Source organism: Oceanimonas aquatica (genome assembly GCF_030732065.1).
Lineage (GTDB): Bacteria > Pseudomonadota > Gammaproteobacteria > Enterobacterales > Aeromonadaceae > Oceanimonas.
The window spans coordinates 227,509-245,313 of sequence record NZ_JAVBHX010000006.1 but is presented as its reverse complement, the minus strand read 5'-3'; the positions used below and the strand labels follow the sequence as shown (position 1 = coordinate 245,313).

12 protein-coding genes are annotated in these 17,805 nt (G+C 62.4%); 7 read left to right on the top strand and 5 right to left on the bottom strand.

All coding sequences use genetic code 11. The features are described 5' to 3' along the window. The first annotated feature begins 2 nt into the window (after window positions 1-2). Window positions 3-962, top strand: coding sequence for a GGDEF domain-containing protein (locus Q9290_RS10800; RefSeq protein WP_306079659.1), 960 nt, complete (start codon window positions 3-5; stop codon window positions 960-962). A 14-nt stretch (window positions 963-976) separates the two neighbouring features. On the opposite strand, the gene Q9290_RS10795 is transcribed toward Q9290_RS10800, so the two are convergent. Further along, a complete protein-coding gene (locus tag Q9290_RS10795; protein WP_306079658.1) occupies window positions 977-1,483 on the bottom strand; it encodes an anti-virulence regulator CigR family protein in 507 nt (168 codons plus the stop codon). A gap of 153 nt (window positions 1,484-1,636) precedes the next feature. Beyond that, window positions 1,637-2,836 carry an enoyl-ACP reductase FabV gene (gene fabV / locus Q9290_RS10790; protein ID WP_306079657.1) on the bottom strand — a complete coding sequence of 400 codons (1,200 nt, stop codon included), beginning with the start codon at window positions 2,834-2,836 and terminating at the stop codon, window positions 1,637-1,639. A 385-nt stretch (window positions 2,837-3,221) separates the two neighbouring features. On the opposite strand from fabV, the gene Q9290_RS10785 reads away from it, so the two are divergent. From Q9290_RS10785 to Q9290_RS10770, 4 genes are all read left to right on the top strand, one after another. After that, window positions 3,222-4,964 carry a DEAD/DEAH box helicase gene (locus tag Q9290_RS10785; RefSeq protein WP_306079656.1) on the top strand — a complete coding sequence of 581 codons (1,743 nt, stop codon included), beginning with the start codon at window positions 3,222-3,224 and terminating at the stop codon, window positions 4,962-4,964. A gap of 8 nt (window positions 4,965-4,972) precedes the next feature. Beyond that, complete coding sequence (gene dacB / locus Q9290_RS10780; protein WP_306079655.1) at window positions 4,973-6,412, top strand: D-alanyl-D-alanine carboxypeptidase/D-alanyl-D-alanine endopeptidase; 1,440 nt, start codon at window positions 4,973-4,975, stop codon at window positions 6,410-6,412. A 62-nt stretch (window positions 6,413-6,474) separates the two neighbouring features. Continuing rightward, window positions 6,475-6,738: a GrxA family glutaredoxin gene (locus Q9290_RS10775; protein ID WP_306079654.1), complete on the top strand. Its 264-nt coding sequence runs from the start codon at window positions 6,475-6,477 to the stop codon at window positions 6,736-6,738. 266 nt (window positions 6,739-7,004) lie between these two features. Next, entirely contained in the window at window positions 7,005-8,219 is a 1,215-nt protein-coding gene (locus Q9290_RS10770) for a pyridoxal phosphate-dependent aminotransferase (protein ID WP_306079653.1), read from the top strand. Window positions 8,220-8,286: 67 nt separating this feature from the next. Here the strand turns inward: Q9290_RS10770 and cls are convergent, their stop codons facing one another. Beyond that, on the bottom strand, window positions 8,287-9,744 hold the full coding sequence (cls, locus tag Q9290_RS10765; RefSeq protein ID WP_306079652.1) for a cardiolipin synthase: 1,458 nt from the start codon (window positions 9,742-9,744) through the stop codon (window positions 8,287-8,289). A 73-nt stretch (window positions 9,745-9,817) separates the two neighbouring features. On the opposite strand from cls, the gene Q9290_RS10760 reads away from it, so the two are divergent. Beyond that, on the top strand, window positions 9,818-10,363 hold the full coding sequence (locus Q9290_RS10760; protein WP_306079651.1) for a DUF1439 domain-containing protein: 546 nt from the start codon (window positions 9,818-9,820) through the stop codon (window positions 10,361-10,363). On the opposite strand, the gene Q9290_RS10755 is transcribed toward Q9290_RS10760, so the two are convergent. Further along, window positions 10,326-12,032 carry a putative bifunctional diguanylate cyclase/phosphodiesterase gene (locus Q9290_RS10755; protein WP_306079650.1) on the bottom strand — a complete coding sequence of 569 codons (1,707 nt, stop codon included), beginning with the start codon at window positions 12,030-12,032 and terminating at the stop codon, window positions 10,326-10,328. The two genes, Q9290_RS10760 and Q9290_RS10755, sit on opposite strands and share 38 nt — an antisense overlap. Window positions 12,033-12,234: 202 nt before the next feature. Then, window positions 12,235-16,122: a phosphoribosylformylglycinamidine synthase gene (gene purL / locus Q9290_RS10750; protein WP_306079649.1), complete on the bottom strand. Its 3,888-nt coding sequence runs from the start codon at window positions 16,120-16,122 to the stop codon at window positions 12,235-12,237. Window positions 16,123-16,323: 201 nt separating this feature from the next. Here purL and mltF point away from each other — a divergent pair, with 201 nt between their 5' ends. Then, complete coding sequence (mltF, locus tag Q9290_RS10745; RefSeq protein ID WP_306079670.1) at window positions 16,324-17,730, top strand: membrane-bound lytic murein transglycosylase MltF; 1,407 nt, start codon at window positions 16,324-16,326, stop codon at window positions 17,728-17,730. Window positions 17,731-17,805 lie beyond the last annotated feature (75 nt).

Here is a 17,805-nt window from a genome sequence, read left to right as displayed (position 1 = left end):
CCATGGCACTGACGGCGCAGCACCCTCGCGACTTTCACTGGCTGGTAGACATGCTGGAGTCGGTCGATATCGGCCTGGTGGTGCTGGATGGCGAATACCGCATCGAGCTGTGGAACGGCTTTATGGAAAACCACAGCGGCATGAGCTCCACCCATGTGCGCGACCAGAACCTGTTCAGCCTGTTTCCGGAGCTGCCCGAGCAATGGCTTCGGCGCAAGGTGGATACGGTCGTCACCCTCAATACCCGCACCTTTACCAGCTGGGAACAACGCCCCTGGCTGTTTCGCTTTCGCAGCACTCGGCCCATTACCGGCACCCACGACTACATGTTTCAGAACCTCACCATTCACCCATTGGCGGATCCGGATGGCAGCATTCGCCGGGTATGCCTGATGGTGTATGACGTGACCGATGTGGCCACCAGCAAGCTGGCACTGGAACAGGCCAACAAGCAGTTGTCGCGCCTGAGCCGAACCGACCGGCTCACCGGCCTGCTCAACCGGGGCAGCTGGGAAGGCCTGATGCACAACGAGTTTGCCCGTTACCGCCGCTATCGCCAGCCCTGCAGCCTGGTAATGCTGGACATAGATCACTTCAAGCGCATCAATGACACCCACGGCCACCCGGCGGGCGACGAGGTGATTCGCCATACCGCCAGGGTCATTCAGAGCTGTTTGCGTGATGCCGATATCGCGGGTCGCTACGGCGGAGAGGAGTTCGGCCTGATATTGCCCCAGACCGACCTTGAAGGCGCCGGTGTGATCAGTGAACGGTTGCGCCGGGCCGTTGCCGACGCCCGGGTCGAAACCCATGGCCAGTCGCTGCGTTATACCATCAGCCTCGGCATCGCGCCGCTCGCCCCCGCGCTGTCCTCGCCTCAGGACTGGCTGGAGCAGGCGGACAAGGCGCTGTACCGGGCCAAACGGGAAGGACGCAACCAGGTGTGCGCCCTGTCCGGCTGAATGGCGCTGCCGTCTTAATCAAGAATGTCTTCGAGAATGTAACGTACGTTTTCGGTGGCCAGATCCACCAGCACCGCCTTGTTGTCGACCCGGCGCCACTCGTACCCTTCGTAGTAGGGCAGACGATCTCTCAGCCGGGGATCAAAGCGCTTGGCAATGCCCGGCGGCAAGGGCTTGCCCCGGCGCAGATTTTTAGCAATGCCGGGGGGCAGATTGCGCCGGCCGCCATCGTAATCCAGCCAGTCCCTGTGCTCCCGAAACAGCCGGCGTACCAGCCGCTCGTCGACCCGCAGATCCCGGTCGTAACGGCGGTCCTGCTCATGGCGGTAGTCGCGGCGCTCTTCCCGGTATTCCCGCCGGTCACTGCGGTCCCGGTCCGCTTCCCGCTGCCACCTTTGCTCTTGTTGCTCCTTGTGCCGGCCGTGCGCATGGTCCGGGCCCTTGCCTTCGGGCGGCTGAGCCTGGGCCGGCAATGCCAGCCCGGCCAGCAGCAGAGAGGCGATCAGAGTATGCTTGTTCATGGCGAGTCTCCTGCCGTTGAGGTTGTCATTAACCCTAGCGCTCCCGAGCCCGTCTGACCATGCTCCGCCGGCCACGCCGAGACGGATATTGTCGAGCGCGAGCACAAAAAAAGCCCCGTACGGGGCTTTAGCATCATGAAACAAGGGCTCGGCTTAAACCAGCTCGACCACGTCGAAGTCGACCTTGGTGTCCACGTCGGCATCGTAGTCCACACCGTCCAGGCCGAAACCGAACAGACGCAGGAACTCGTCCTTGTAGCCCTGATAGTCGGTGAGCTGGTAGATGTTGTCGTCCTGCACCTGCTTCCAAATCTCGCGACAGGCGTTCTGCACTTCGTCGCGCAGTTCCCAGTCGTCCAGGCGCAGGCGGTTTTCTTCATCCACCGGCGCCGGCTGACCGCTGTAGAGGCGATCATGGAACAGACGCTGAATTTGCTCGATGCAGCCTTCGTGAATCCCCTGCTCCTTCATTACCTTGAAGGCCATGGAAATATACAGCGGCATCACCGGAATGGCCGCAGAGGCCTGGGTCACCACCGACTTCAGTACCGCCACATGGGCGTCACCGCCGCGCGCTTTCAGCTTGCTGTCAATGGCGTGAGCGGCGCGGTCCAGATCTTCCTTGGCCTTGCCCAGGGTACCGTGCCAGTAGATGGGCCAGGTGAGATCGGTGCCGATGTAGGAATAGGCCACGGACTTGGCGCCCTCGGCCAGCACACCGGCGTCTTCCAGGGCGTTCATCCACAGCTCCCAGTCCTGGCCACCCATGACCTGAATGGTATCGGCAATTTCCTGCTCGTTGGCCGGCTCGACCACGGCTTCCACCAGCACATCCTTGTTGGTGTCCAGGGCGGTGGACTTGTAGGGCTCGCCAATGGGCTTGAGCGCGGAGCGCACCAGCTCACCGGAGTCGGGCAGCTTGCGTACCGGCGAGGCCAGGGAGTAGACCACCAGGTCGATTTCGCCCAGATCCTGCTTGATCAGTTCGATGACCTTTTCGCGGCACTCGTTGGAGAAAGCGTCGCCATTAACGCTCTTGGCGTACAGGCCTTCTTCCTTGGCGGCCTTGTCAAAGGCGGCGGCGTTGTACCAGCCGGCGGTACCCGGCTTTTTCTCGGTGCCTGGCTTTTCAAAGAACACGCCGATGGTGGCGGCGCCGCTGCCAAAGGCGGCGTTGATGCGGGATGCCAGGCCGTAACCGGTGGATGCGCCGATCACCAGCACCTTCTTCGGCCCCTGCGCCAGGGTACCCTTGCCTTTGACGTAGGCGATCTGCTCACGTACATTCGCCTCACAGCCGACCGGATGGGTGGTGGTGCAGATAAAGCCACGAACCTTGGGTTTGATGATCATAGAAATGGTTGCCTCGGTTATTACAAACGATAGGGACTAAAGATACCCTATTCCGGGGCAAATGTGAGGCCCCTTATTAAGGCCGGAAGCCGAGAGCGTCACTCCGGCGCAGGCCGGAGCCCAGAGCATGTTACATATCAGCCAACGAGCAGCTTGAAGCTTGTGCGCAGCGCGAAGCATCAGTGCGGTTGCACTCCGCCGACACGCTACAAGTACGTCCCTGTAACGCTCGAAAATGCCTTCCTTGGCATTTTATGGTCGGCTACGGCAATCCCCATTGCTGCTTCGAGCAACATAGGGGCTGTCAGTAAGCAGGCTGTACTCTTTGAATGACGATAGTGCACGGCCTTACAGACCAAGCGGGCTTCGAGCTTTAGTGAGAACAATGTTTACGTTACGTCCCTATCAGCAGGAGGCGGTTGACCGCACTCTTGATTATTTTCGCCGCCACAGCGAGCCGGGGGTGCTGGTGCTGCCCACCGGCGCCGGCAAGAGTCTGGTGATCGCCGAACTGGCGCGCCTCGCCCGGGGCCGAGTGCTGGTACTGGCCCATGTGCGCGAGCTGGTGGAGCAGAACCACGCCAAATATCAGGCCTACGGCGTGGAAGCGGATATTTTCTCCGCCGGGCTCAAGCGCCGGGAAAGCAGCCGCCAGGTGGTGTTCGGCTCGGTACAGTCGGTGGCCCGCAACCTGGATGCCTTCAGCGGCTTTAGTCTGGTGATCATCGACGAATGCCACCGGGTTTCAGACGACGACAACAGCCAGTATGCCCGGGTCATTAATCATTTGCGCACAAGCAATCCGGCGCTCAAGGTGCTGGGGCTGACCGCCACCCCCTACCGGCTGGGGCTGGGCTGGATTTACCGCACCCATCACCATGGCATGGTGCGCAGCCGGAATCCGCGCTTTTTTGAGCACTGTCTGTTTGAACTGCCGCTCAGGCTGATGATCAAGCAGGGTTACCTGTGCCCCCCGGAGCTGGTGGACGCCCCCGTGGTGCATTACGACTTTTCCCGGCTGTATGAACAGGGCCTGTTTACCGAGCAGGCGCTGGAGCGGGAGCTGGCCCGCCAGCCCAGGGTCACCCCTCACGTGGTGGAGCAGATAAAGGACTACGCCGAAGACCGCCAGGGCGTGATGATCTTTGCCGCCACCGTGCGCCACGCCACCGAGGTGGCCGGACTGCTGCCCCCCGATGAAACCGCCCTGGTCACCGGCGATACCCCTGGCCCCGAACGGGACGCCATTATCAACCGTTTCAAGGCCCGGGAGCTGAAGTTTCTGGTGAACGTGGCGGTGCTCACCACCGGCTTTGATGCCCCCCATGTGGATTTGATTGCCATTTTACGCCCCACCCAGTCGGTGGCGCTGTATCAACAGGTCATCGGCCGGGGCCTGCGTCTGAGCCCAGGTAAAACCGACTGTCTAGTGCTGGATTACGCCGGCAACAACATGGACATTTTCGCCCCGGAAGTGGGCGAGCCCAGACCCAACCCCAACACCACCCAGGTGCAGGTGCCCTGTCCCGCCTGCGGCTTTGCCAATATCTTCTGGGGCAAGACCGACAACGAGGGCCGCGTGCTGGAGCACTTTGGCCGCCGCTGTCAGGGGCTGTTTGAAGACGACGATGGCGAGCGGGAAGAATGCGGCTACCGCTTTCGCTTTAAAAGCTGCCCCCAGTGCCTGGCGGAAAACGACATCGCCGCCCGCCAGTGCCACGACTGCGGTAAAGTACTGGTGGATCCCGATAAAAAACTCAAGGACGCCCTGGCGCTGAAGGATGCCCTGGTGCTGCGCTGCGCCGGTCTCACCCTGGAAAGCGGCAGCGGCAAGTACGGCCCGGCGCTGAAAGTCACCTACCACGATGAAGACGGCACCGAGCTGCAAAAATGGTATGCTTTCGACACAAAAGGCCCCAAGGGCCGCTTTTACAGAGAATTCGTGCGTCAGCACTGGCCGGCACCGGGCACCGAGCCCGACTTTGCCGGTCTGGAGCAGGTGCTGGCCGCCGCCGGTCGTTTTCGTCACCCGGACTTTGTGATTGCCCGGGCCCACAAGCGGGGCTGGCAAATACGGGAAACCATTTTTGATTATCAGGGTCGGTTTCGTACCGCCCATGCCTTATAGAAGAGCCCATGAAACTGCTTGCGATCCTTTTTTCCGTTCTCTTTGCCATCGCCCCCCTGGCCTCGGCCCCGCCACAACACGGACAAAGCGCCTGGATGCTGGCCGATGCCGACAGCGGAGAGGTAGAGCTCAGCCATCAGAGTGAACTGCTGATGAAGCCCGCCTCCACCCAGAAGCTGGTCACCGTGCTCGCCGGCGCCCTGACCCTGGGGCCGGACTGGCGCTATATCACTCGACTGCGCTACCGGGGCGAGCTGCATCAGGGCCGGCTGGATGGCGACCTGCTGATCGACTTTGTCGGCGATCCAAGCTTTACCCGGGAGCAGCTGGCCGGCCTGTTGCGCCACAGCGGCATTCGCCAGATCAGCGGCCGGGTGCTGCTCAACCAGGCCTACTTTGACGGCTACGACAGGGGCAACGGCTGGTCCTGGAACGATCTGGGGGTGTGCTACACGGCGCCGGCGGCGGCGCTGATTCTGGATCGCAACTGCGTGCAGGGCGCTCTCTATGCCCGCTCCGGCAGCCCGGCCCGGGCTACTGTGCCCTCGCATCAGCCGATCACCGTCAGCGCCGAGGTGGAGGTGCTCAACCGGGCCGAGCGGGAGCAGCGCTTCTGCGCCCTTGAGCTGGACATGACCCCGCCCAATCATTATCACCTCACCGGCTGCATCGGGCCGCGCAAGGATCCCTGGCCGCTGCGCTTTGCCATTCAGGACGTCACCGCCTGGGGCGAGCAACTCACGCAATGGGCGCTGAAACAGGCCGGTATTCGGCTCTCGGGGCACATTGAAGGCAGCCGCCTGGACGCCAGTGACTGGCCGGTGCTGGGCCGTCACCGCTCTCCGCCCTTTGCCTCCCTGGCCGAGCGCATTCTGGTGCACTCCGACAACCTTTATGCCGACAGCCTGCTGCGTACTCTTGGGGCAATGCATTTTGAGCAGCCCGGCAGTTTTCGCAGCGGCACTCAGGCCGTGCGCGAGATTCTTGAAAAAAAGGCCAATATCGATCTGGGGCCGTCCTGGCTGGCCGACGGCTCCGGGCTCTCGGCCCATAACCTGCTGCGGGCAAAAGATTTGATGGCGGTACTGCTCACCATCAGCCGGGACCCGCGTGCCCGGTGGCTGATGGCCCGGCTGCCGGTCAGCGGTGAAAGCGGCACCCTGCGCTATCGCAAGAGTGTGCTGAGCCCGGCGCTCAAGGGCAAGGTCACCGCCAAGACCGGCACCATTGCCCATGTGCAGAACCTGGCCGGCTTTATCGACACCGAAAGCGGTGAACGCAAGGCCTTTGTGCTGCTGCAAAACGGCCTGTCGCTGAGCCCGGAGCAGGCCGATGCCATGGCCGAAGGCGAGCTGGAATGGCCGGCCCGGCGCTTTGAACGGGACTGGCTGGAAGGGGTGATCAAGCGGGCATCCATTGTCAGCGCCAATCAATCACCCAACAATTAACGATTTTCTCGGCGGCCTCAATGTGCCCTATACTGCCGCCGTCAACAAAAAAGGAGAACAGCATGTTTGCAGTGATTTTTGGTCGTCCCGGTTGCCCCTTCTGCGTTCGCGCCAAGGATCTGGCGGAACAACTGACCACAGAGCGGGACGATTTCAAATACCGCTATGTGGATATTCACGCCGAGGGCATCTCCAAGGCCGATCTGGAAAAGACCGTGGGCAAGCCGGTGGAAACCGTGCCGCAAATTTTCCTCGATCAGCAGCACATCGGCGGCTTCACCGAGTTTGAAGCCCACGCCAAAGAGCACCTGGGCCTGTACCAGTAATCGCGCTTTGCCAGGCGGCCTGATGGCCGCCTTTTTGGTGCCTTTCACGCCAACCTTGCTGAAAAATCACCGTTTTCAGAATTTTTTTCGCCCAAGCTTCCCTTTTTCCTCTTTTCATTCGGCAGCCAAAGCTCCATCATGGACGGCACTACCTTAAGGTACTGCCCGCCAGCGGACCGGATTTCCGTTGCAACCGGGGCCGGACCGGCTTTCGCCGGCTTTCGCTCCCGCCGGGCAGCCGTATGATTCCGAGGCCGTAAACACCCATGCATTCCGTAGATAAATCCCACAAGCTGGACAACGTCTGTTACGACATTCGCGGACCCGTTCACAAGGAAGCCCGCCGCCTTGAAGACGAAGGACACCGTATTCTCAAGCTCAATATCGGCAACCCGGCGCCGTTTGGTTTTGATGCGCCGGAAGAGCTGCTGAAAGACGCCATTCTCAATCTGCCCACCAGTCAGGGCTATTGCGACTCCAAGGGCCTGTTTTCGGCGCGCAAGGCGGTAATGCAGTACTACCAGCAAAAGGGACTGCGCACCACGGATCTGGACGACATCTACATCGGCAACGGCGTCTCGGAGCTGATTGTGATGGCCATGCAGGCGCTGCTGAACAACGGCGACGAAATTCTGGTGCCGGCCCCCGACTATCCGCTGTGGACCGCCGCCGTGACCCTGTCCGGCGGCAAGGCGGTGCACTACATGTGCGACGAGCAGGCCGACTGGTACCCGGATCTGGATGACATCAAGGCCAAGATCAGCCCGCGCACCAAGGGTATTGTGCTGATCAACCCCAACAACCCCACCGGCGCCGTGTATGGCAGCGAGTTTTTGCTGGAGGTGATCGAGATCGCCCGTCAGAACAAGCTGATTATTTTCGCCGACGAAATCTACGACAAAATTCTTTACGACGACGTCGCCCACCACTCTGTCTGTACCCTGTGTGATGACGTGCTGGTGGCCACCTTCAACGGCCTGTCGAAAAGCTACCGTGCCGCCGGCTTTCGCCAGGGCTGGATGATGCTGAGCGGGCCCAAGCACCAGGCCCGGGATTATATAGAAGGGCTGGAAATGCTCTCCTCCATGCGGCTGTGCGCCAACGTGCCCATGCAGCACTGTATTCAGGCGGCACTGGGGGGCTATCAGAGCATCAACGAGCTGGTGCTGCCCGGCGGTCGGCTGCGCCGCCAGCGCGATCGGGCCTGGGAGCTGCTCAACGAGATTCCCGGCGTCAGCTGCGTCAAGCCCAAGGGCGCCATCTACATGTTCCCCCGGCTGGATCCCAAGGTGTACAACATCAAGGACGATCAGAAAATGGTGTATGACCTGCTGTTGCAGGAAAAAATGCTGATCGTGCAGGGCACCGGCTTTAACTGGCCGAAACCGGATCATTTCCGTCTGGTGACCCTGCCGAGAGTCGATGACATCTCCGACGCCATCGAGCGTATCGCCCGCTTCCTCAAGCATTACCAGCAGTAAGCCCGTGACTGGGGATCAGGGATTAGGGACTTACTAATCCCCAGTCCCTATTCCCCAATCCCAGCTCTTAAAGCAGCGGACTGAGCAAATAAAACAGGTTCTCCAGCAGCCGCTTGCGCAGCGGCCGCTGGCGCCACTCCAGCCACGACAGCGGCTTGGCATCGGCCAGATAGCCATCCGCCAGTTGCAGCAACTCGCCCATGGCCTGGCCATCATCTATCAGCAGGGTCATTTCAAAGTTCAGCCAAAAACTGCGCCGGTCCAGGTTCACCGTGCCCACCAGGCCGAACTGGTGATCCACCAGCACGCACTTGGTGTGCAGCAACCCGGCGGCGTAAAGATGAATTTCCACGCCGGCGTGCAGCAACTCGTCAAAAAAGGCGTTGCAGGCATGGTTGACCATGCGCGAGTCGTTTTTTGCCGGCAGCACCAGCTGCACTTCCACCCCCCGGTCGGCGGCGGAGCACAGCGCCGCCACCAGGGGATCATCGGGCACGAAATAGGGGGTTACCAGCACCAGCCGGCGCCGGGCCTGATAGACGGCGCAGAGCAGGCTCTGGCTGATGGCATCGCCTCCCATAAAGGGACCGGAGGGCAGCAGCTGTAATCTGAGCTGATTATCCAGGCAACTGATGGGATGGTATTCCAGCTGCTCCAGCAAGCGTTCGCCGGTTTCCATTTCCCAGTCCCACACAAACAGCGACCAGATAATGGGCACGATGGGCCCGCGAATGCGCAACATGATATCCACCCACTGGCCCACGCCGGCGTCCTGCTTGAAGCAGGCGGGATCCACCAGGTTCATGGAGCCGGTGTAGGCCACGTCGTCGTCGATCACCACCAGTTTGCGGTGCATGCGCAGATCCTGACGCTCAAACAGCACGCGAAAGGCCCCCACCGGCAACACTTCCACCACCTTGACCCCGGCCTCGCTCATACGTGCCGGCCAGCGGCTGCGAAAAAAGTCGGCACTGCCCACCGAGTCCAGCAGCAGCCGGCAGTCCACCCCGCGCCGGGCCGCCGCCATCAGCGCCTGGGCGATGGCATCGGCCATGCCGCCTTCGTGCCAGATATAGAACTCCAGATAGCAGGAGCTGCGCGCCCGCTCGATGTCCATGCGCAACGAGCTGAGAATGTTCACGGGCTGCTGCAACAGGGTCATGCCGTTACCGCTCAGCATGGGCATGTTAAAGCGGGCCCTGACCAGCTCGTAAATGGGCCGGACCTGATCGTTCACCTCAAACTGCTGGCCGGGAAAACGGGTCACCAGCACATTAATCCAGTCGGCGTGGGGCCGGTACATGGCCCGGGCCCGCTCGGCCCGCTTGCGCCCCAGGCGCACCTCGCCAAACACGATATAGGTGGCTGCCCCCAGCACCGGAATGGCAAAGATCAGCGCCAGCCAGGCCAGGGATACCCCCACCGGCCGGCGCTTCATGATCACGCGAAAAGTCACGCCCACCACCAGGCTGGTGTGGGCTGCAAACAGCAGCCAGCCGGCAACGGTGTAGATGTAATCGTTCAAAAACGCCTTGCTCCTTTTGGAATGGACGGGGCAGACTGTAGCAAACGCCTCTTCGCATCATGAGTACAGGACCATGAAAAGTATATTGTTTTTCCTCCTTTTTGGAGTAAGCACGGCGCTTTCGGCACAAACCCTGACCCTCACCGAGCAGCAACTCAACCGCCAGCTGGCCACTCAGCTGGGCCGGGAGTTTCCGGTCAGCCTGGGCGACTGGCTCAAGGCCGGCGTGCGCATAGAAGATGTGCAGGTCGCCCTGGGCCGGCAGGAAGCCGACAAGGCGCGGGTATCGGGACGGGGCCGGATCAATCTGGAGCAGGGCGGCGTGCAGCATGACTGGGACATCAGCGGCGACTTCAGCGCCCGGCCCCGCTTTGACAGCGAGCAGGGCGCCCTTTACCTGGACGAATTCGAGCTGCTCGGTTACCACCTTAACAACAGCGACGCCAGCCCCCAGGCCGGCTTTGTGCTGCCGCTGCTGCTGCAGAGCCTGGCCGATTACCTGTCGCGCTACCCGGTCTACCGGCTGAACGAACAGGATCCGCTGCAACAACGGCTGAAGGACAGCCCCCTCAGCCTGACCATCAGCCCCGGACGCCTGACCCTGGAAGGGCTGGAGTAAAGCCCGGCACCCGGGCCGGCTCAAGGGGGCCGGCCACCAGCTCCCCCTGGATCTGCCGGCAGCCGTACTCTCGAAGAAAGGCCAGCTGGCCGGCGTTCTCCACACCGCAGGCCACGGTATTCAGCCCCAGGGTCTGCGCCAGCAGCAACAGCGACTGAATTACCGACTGGTCAAAGGTATCGAACGGCTCGGTCAGCAGGGCCCGGTCCAGCTTGATGCCGTCCACCGGCAACCCTTTCAGAATATCGAACCGAAACCGGCCGTGGCCCAGGTTGTCGAGATACACCGCCATGCCGGCGGCGCGAAAGCCGGCAAGCACCCGCTGCAGGGACTCGCTGCGGCGCATGATAAAGTCACTGCGCAGCTCCAGTTCAAAGTCCGCCGGGTTGGCACCCTGCGCCCGCAGCAGGTCGAGCAGCCGCAAAATGCGCTGTTGCTCCAGCTCCGGCTCCAGGCCGCTCATGTTCAGACTGATGCGGCCATGCCAGCCCTGTTGCCGCCAGCGGCCGTGCTGGCTTGCCGCCTCGGTAAACACCCACTCCGCCAGCCTGCCCAGCAGGCCCGCATCCCGGGCCGCGGGCAAAAAGGCATCGGGCGCCACCAGCCCGAGCTCGGGGTGGCGCCAGCGCAACAGGGCTTCCACCGCCGGCAGGGTGCCGCTGTCGATGTTCATGCGCGGCTGGTATTCCAGAAACAGCTGGTGCCGGGCCAACGCCTGGCGAAAGTCCCGGGCCAGCCGGCTGCGCTGCTCCAGTCGCGCAAAACTGTCGCTGTCGAACAGGGCAATGTGCGAGCGGCTTCGAGTCTTGGCTTCATACATGGCGGTGTCGGCGTAACGCAGCAGAGTTTCAATCTCCAGCCCGTGGCGGGGATAAAGGCTGATGCCGACACTGGCGCCCACGCTGAGCTCGTGATGATCCACCCGCACCGGGCTTTCAAGCCGCTCCAGCAGCCGGCCGGCCCGGTCAAACAGAGTTTGCTCCCGATCGATGTCACGCCAGACCATCACGAATTCGTCGCCGCCGATGCGCGCCACGATTTCGTTGGCGTCCACCATCTGCTGCAGACGCTCGGCCAGGGCCTTGAGCACCCGGTCGCCCACCCCGTGACCAAAGCCGTCATTGATGGGCTTGAACCGGTCCAGATCGATAAACAGCAGCGCCAGCTGCTCGTTGGCGGCCAGATCAAAGCGAATGCGGGTAAACCAGCTCAGCAGAAACTCGCGGTTGGCGGTGCCGGTGAGGCTGTCGTGGTGGGCCAGGTAACTGAGCCGTTCTTCCGACTGGCGCAGCCGGCTGATGTTGTCGAGAATGCCGACAATATGGGTGATCAGGCCATTTTCATTGCGAATCAACCGCAGCATCAGCCAGTGGGTGGCCACTTCGCCCCGGCACGTCACCTGCTCCACCTCTCCTTCCCACTGCTCCTGAAACTGCAGCCGCTGCCAGATACGACGGTAATAGCGGCCGTCGTGCAGCCCCTTGCTGACATGGGTAATGTGGCGGCCTTCCAGCTCGGTGGCGGCCAGCTCGCAGTGGTGGCAAAAGGCCGGGTTGACCTCCAGCACCCGGCCACGGGCATCCATGATGACAATGCCTTCGCGGGTGTCCTGCATGATTTGCCGGGCCAGAGTCAGGGCGTCGGCAGGCGGGGCGCGCCGGTACGCCATTGTGCTTCCAGGCACAGCGGCGTCGGCCCGTTGTAACCAGTTATTTTGATCCATCGTCGTGCTCTTGTTTGATTAGATGACCTCACTTTTTTGGCAAAGCGGGCCCGTGTTTTATTTTTGAGCGCGACCATCATATAGACTCAAACGGCAAATAAAAAGCCCGCATTTTGCGGGCCTTTTATTATGAGATGCAAATGGCAACTTAGCCGATTTGCTTGCGAGCATTGCGGAACATGCGCATCCAGCCGCCGTCCTCGCCCCAGTTGTCCGGGTGCCAGGAGTTGGCCACGGTGCGGAACACCCGCTCCGGGTGCGGCATCATGATGGTGACCCGGCCGTCTTCGCTGCTCAGGCCGGTAATGCCGTTGGCGGAGCCGTTGGGGTTAAACGGATAGCGCTCGGTGGCCTGGCCGTGGTTGTCGACGTAGCGCAGGGCGATGGTACCGCTGGCCTCGAGGGCGGCAATGTCGGCGCGCTTGGGCTGCACCCGGCCTTCACCGTGAGACACGGCGATGGGCAGGCGGGAGCCGGCCATGCCGGACAGAAACAGGCTGGGAGACTCCTGTACTTCCACCAGGCTGAAGCGGGCTTCAAAGCGCTCGGAGGTGTTGCGCACAAAGTCCGGCCAGTGGGCCGCACCCGGGATCAGATCCCGCAGTTGCGACAGCATCTGACACCCGTTGCACACGCCAAGGGCGAAGCTGTCGTCACGCTGGAAGAAGGCCTCGAACTGGGCGCGCAGGGCCTCGTTGAACAGAATGCTCTTGGCCCAGCCACCGCCGGCACCCAGCACGTCACCGTAGGAGAAGCCGCCACAGGCCACCAGGCCGGCAAACTCGTCCAGACGCAGGCGACCGCTTTGCAGATCGCTCATGTGCACGTCCACGGCACTGAACCCGGCCCGGTCAAAGGCGGCGGCCATTTCCATGTGGGAGTTGACGCCCTGCTCGCGCAGAATCGCCATCTTGGGATGCACGCCCTTGGCAATAAAGGGCGCGGCTATGTCTTCCTTTGAATCAAAGGTCAGGGACGCAGACAGACCGGGATTGGCTTCCAGCTTGGCGTCGAATTCGGCCCGGGCACATTCGGGGTTGTCGCGCAGGGCCTGCATGCGGTAGCTGGTTTCGGACCACAAGCGGCGCAGCTCGGTGCGGGACTCGGCATAGAGCTCTTCGCCATCGGCCAGCAGGCGCAGGGTATCGTCGTCGTTGAGTTCGCCAATCACGTGGGAGCAGGCGGCCAGGCCGTGGCCGGCCAGGCAGGTCAGCACCGCTTCCTTGTCGTCGCGGCGTACCTGCAGCACGGCACCCAGCTCTTCGCTGAACAACGCCGCCAGGTGATCGCCACCCAGCAGATCCAGCTCCACGTCCAGGCCGGTGTTGCCGGCAAAGGCCATTTCCGCCAGGGTCACGAACAGACCGCCGTCGCCGCGGTCGTGGTAGGCCAGCAATTTCTTCTCGGCCACCAGCGCCTGCATGGCGTTGAAAAAGCCCTTGAGCTGCTCGGCATCATCCAGATCGGCGGGCTTGTCACCCAGCTGACGGTATACCTGGGCCAGGGCGGAAGCGCCCAGACGGTTCTTGCCGTTACCCAGATCCACCAGAATAAGGTCGGTCTCACCCTGATCGCTACGCAGCCAGGGAGTAACTGTGCTACGCACGTCGGTGACCCGACCAAAGGCGGAGATCACCAGCGACAGCGGCGCGGTGACGCTGCGGTCGTCGCCATCCTGCTGCCAGCGGGTCTTCATGGACATGGAGTCCTTGCCCACCGGAATGGTCAGGCCCAGCACCGGGCACAGCTCTTCGCCCACGGCCTTGACCGCGTCGTACAGACCGGCGTCTTCACCGGGGTGGCCGGCGGCGGACATCCAGTTGGCGGACAGCTTGATGCGGTTCAGTTCGCCGATTTCGGTGGCGGCGATGTTGGTGATGGCCTCGGCCACCGCCAGGCGGGCAGAAGCGGCAAAGTCGAGCAGGGCCACCGGCGCGCGCTCGCCCATGGACATGGCCTCACCGGCATAGGTGTCGTAGGCGGCGGCGGTCACGGCACAGTCGGCCACCGGCACCTGCCAGGGACCCACCATCTGATCCCGGGCTACCAGGCCGGTGACGGAGCGGTCGCCAATGGTGATCAAAAAGCCCTTGTCGGCCACGGTGGGCAGGGTCATCACCCGCTCGGCGGCGTCCTTCAGGTTGATGCCGTGCAGATCCAGCGCCGGGCTCTGATGCTGTTTGCTTTCCACGTCGCGGTGCATTTTGGGCGCCTTGCCCAGCAGTACCTCCAGCGGCATGTCGATGGGCTGGTTGTCGAAATGTTCATCGTGCAGACTGAGGTGACGTTCGGCGGTAGCTTCACCGATCACCGCATAAGGCGCCCGCTCCCGGCGACAGAAGGCTTCGAACTCGGCCAGCCGGTCGTCGGCCACCGCCAGCACGTAGCGCTCCTGGGATTCGTTACACCAGATCTGCAGCGGGCTCATGCCCGGCTCGTCGTTGGGAATGTCGCGCAGATAGAAGCGGCCGCCGCGGTCGCCGTCGTTCACCAGCTCGGGCATGGCGTTGGAAAGGCCGCCGGCGCCCACATCGTGAATAAACACTATGGGGTTGTCGTCGCCCATCGCCCAGCAGCGATCGATCACTTCCTGACAGCGACGTTCCATTTCCGGGTTGTCGCGCTGTACCGAAGCGAAGTCCAGATCTTCACTGGACTGACCGGAGGCCATGGACGAGGCGGCGCCGCCGCCCAGGCCGATGTTCATGGCCGGACCGCCCAGCACCACCAGCTTGGCACCCACCGGGATCTCGCCCTTTTCCACGTGCTCACCACGAATGTTACCGAGGCCGCCGGCGATCATGATGGGCTTGTGGTAGCCGCGCACTTCCTCACCGTTAAAGCTGGAGACCTGCTCTTCATAGGTACGGAAGTAACCGAGCAGCGCCGGACGACCGAACTCGTTGTTGAAGGCGGCACCGCCCAGAGGGCCGTCGATCATGATGTCGAGAGCGCTGACGATACGCTCGGGCTTGCCGAAGTCCTGCTCCCAGGGTCGCGCGTAGCCGGGAATTTTCAGGTTGGACACGCTGAAGCCCACCAGGCCCGCCTTGGGCTTGGAGCCCCGGCCGGTGGCGCCTTCGTCACGGATTTCGCCGCCGGAGCCGGTGGCCGCGCCCGGGTAGGGTGAAATGGCGGTGGGGTGGTTGTGGGTTTCCACCTTCATCAGAATATGAATGTCTTCCTGATGATAGCGGTACTCACCCGACTCGGGGCTGGGGAAAAAGCGGCCCGCCGGCGAGCCGGTCATGACGGCGGCGTTGTCTTTATAGGCGGAGAGCACGTACTCGGGCACCTGCTCAAAGGTGTTCTTGATCATCTTGAACAGCGACTTGGGCTGCTCGATGCCGTCGATGGTCCAGTCGGCGTTGAAGATCTTGTGACGACAGTGCTCGGAGTTGGCCTGGGCAAACATGTAGAGCTCAATGTCGTTGGGGTTGCGGCCCAGCTTGCTGAAGCCCTCGAACAGGTAGTCAATTTCGTCATCGGCCAGCGCCAGGCCCATGCGCACATTGGCCTCGGCCAGGGCCGCGCGGCCACCGCCGAGAATGTCGACGGAGGTCAGCGGCGCCGGCTCGGCCTCGGTAAACAGGCACTCGGCCTCGGCCAGGCTGGCAAAGGCGGTTTCGGTCATGCGGTCGTGCAGCAGGTGGCTCGCCGCCGCCAGCTCCGCCTCGGACGGCTCACGCTCAAAGGAGAGGTAATAGACAATGCCGCGCTCGATGCGCTTGACCTGGGACAGGCCACAGTTACGGGCAATGTCGGTGGCCTTGGACGACCAGGGAGAAAGGGTTCCGGGACGGGGAGTCACCAGCACCAGGCGGCTGCCGGCGGCAGGCGTGATGCCTTCGGCGGGACTGTCGAGCAGCTGGGCCAGGGTTTGCCGGCCGCTGTCGTCAAGCTCGGCGGTCAGGGCGACAAAGTGCACATACTCGGTTTCAATGGCGGACAGCGGCAGCGCCTGCTCCCGGGCACGACGGATGATCGCCAGGGTTCTGAAACCGGATAAGGCCGGTGAGCCTCTCAGTATTTCCATAGTGGCTAATTCTCAAAGCGTGAGTGTATGGGGGGTTCTCGAACTGGCGGTATTATAGATTTACGCCCCTGCCCTGTCGACGCCCATTTGCCGCAGCAATGGCTGGTTTCGCGACGCAAATATCGGCAATAACCTGACTAAAGCGCCGGCTTTTGCTATAAAATGCCGGTGTTTTCATATGAGGAGTTGTCATTGCATACCATGCGCACGCTCGCCACAACGGCCCTGCTGCTGGGGCTGCTTTCCCTAAGTGGTTGCGACAGCCCGAACGCCGTGACCACCCAGCAACACCATATTCAGACCCGGGGTGAACTCAGGGTCGGCACCCTTTACCACCCGCTTTACTACTTTCTGCGCAACGACCGCCAGGAAGGGCTGGATTACGAGCTGGCCCAAGGCTTTGCCGATTATCTGGGGGTGGAGCTCACCATGGTGCCCGCCTATAACCTGGACGAGCTGTTTGCCCTGCTCGACGCCGGCCAGGTAGACATGCTGGCCGCCGGCCTGACCGACACACCGCTGCGCCGGCAGCACTACCGCTTTGGCCCCAGCCTCTATGAAGTGGCCCAGACCCTGGTGTACCGCAAGGGCGAGCCCCGCCCCCGGGATCTGCAACAGCTGGACGGCGAATTGCGGGTGCTGGCGGGATCCAGCCAGGCCGAATGGCTGCAGCGCATGGCGCAAAAACTGCCCGACCTCAACTGGGAGCCGCGCAAGGACACGGACGCGGAAGATCTGCTGCGTCAGGTGGCCGAGGGCCGCACCGACTACACCCTGGTGGAGGACACCCTGCTGGCCCGCACCCAGCGCTACTACCCCAATGTGGACGCCGCCTTCAGCCTGCCCAGCTCACAGCCGGTGTCCTGGGTAATGGACCGGCGCGATGACGACAGCCTGCTGGCGGCCATGCTCGGCTACTTTGCCGCGCAACGCGAGAGCGGCGCCCTGGCCCGGCTCAATGAAAAATACTTTGGTCACATTCAGGATTTTGATTACGTCGATACCCGCACCTTTTTGCGCCGGGCCGAAGATCTGCTGCCCCGGTACCGCCCGCTGTTCGAGCGCCATGCCGGCGGTCTGGACTGGCGGCTGGTGGCGGCGGTGAGCTATCAGGAATCCCACTGGGAGCCCGACGCCCAGTCCTATACCGGGGTGCGCGGCATGATGATGCTGACCGAAGACACCGCCCGCCAGATGGGGGTGGACGACCGGCTCGATCCCGAGCAGAGCATTCGCGGCGGTGCCGGCTACCTGGCCAGTCTGATCGAACGCCTGCCCGACAGCATTCCCGACGGCGAGCGGGTCTGGTTTGCCCTGGCCTCGTACAACATTGGCCTGGGTCACCTGCTGGATGCCCGCCGCCTGACCCGGCTCAGAGGCCAGGATCCGGATGCCTGGGCCCAGGTAAAAGAGAACCTGCCGCTGCTGCATCAGCCCAGGTGGCACAACAAAACCCGCTACGGCTATGCCCGAGGCCGGGAAGCCCAGAAGTTTGTTAACAACATTCGTCAGTATTATCAGAGCCTGCAATGGCTGTACAAGCCCAGCACCGACACGGGGCTCGCTACCGCCCAGCTTGAGACCCAGCCGACAGATCCAACATATTAATAACACTGTCACTTTACGTCGTTACAACTAGCTGATATCAACACAGGAAGGGCCGCGACCAGCGGTCCGGTAATG

Bases quoted from the DNA above. Each gene is read 5' to 3' on its own strand.
- Q9290_RS10800 (WP_306079659.1), top strand. From the start codon at position 3: ATGGCACTGACGGCGCAGCACCCTCGCGACTTTCACTGGCTGGTAGAC.
- Q9290_RS10795 (WP_306079658.1), bottom strand. From the start codon at position 1,483: ATGAACAAGCATACTCTGATCGCCTCTCTGCTGCTGGCCGGGCTGGCA.
- fabV (WP_306079657.1), bottom strand. From the start codon at position 2,836: ATGATCATCAAACCCAAGGTTCGTGGCTTTATCTGCACCACCACCCAT.
- Q9290_RS10785 (WP_306079656.1), top strand. From the start codon at position 3,222: ATGTTTACGTTACGTCCCTATCAGCAGGAGGCGGTTGACCGCACTCTT.
- dacB (WP_306079655.1), top strand. From the start codon at position 4,973: ATGAAACTGCTTGCGATCCTTTTTTCCGTTCTCTTTGCCATCGCCCCC.
- Q9290_RS10775 (WP_306079654.1), top strand. From the start codon at position 6,475: ATGTTTGCAGTGATTTTTGGTCGTCCCGGTTGCCCCTTCTGCGTTCGC.
- Q9290_RS10770 (WP_306079653.1), top strand. From the start codon at position 7,005: ATGCATTCCGTAGATAAATCCCACAAGCTGGACAACGTCTGTTACGAC.
- Q9290_RS10760 (WP_306079651.1), top strand. From the start codon at position 9,818: ATGAAAAGTATATTGTTTTTCCTCCTTTTTGGAGTAAGCACGGCGCTT.
- Q9290_RS10755 (WP_306079650.1), bottom strand. From the start codon at position 12,032: ATGGCGTACCGGCGCGCCCCGCCTGCCGACGCCCTGACTCTGGCCCGG.
- purL (WP_306079649.1), bottom strand. From the start codon at position 16,122: ATGGAAATACTGAGAGGCTCACCGGCCTTATCCGGTTTCAGAACCCTG.
- mltF (WP_306079670.1), top strand. From the start codon at position 16,324: ATGCGCACGCTCGCCACAACGGCCCTGCTGCTGGGGCTGCTTTCCCTA.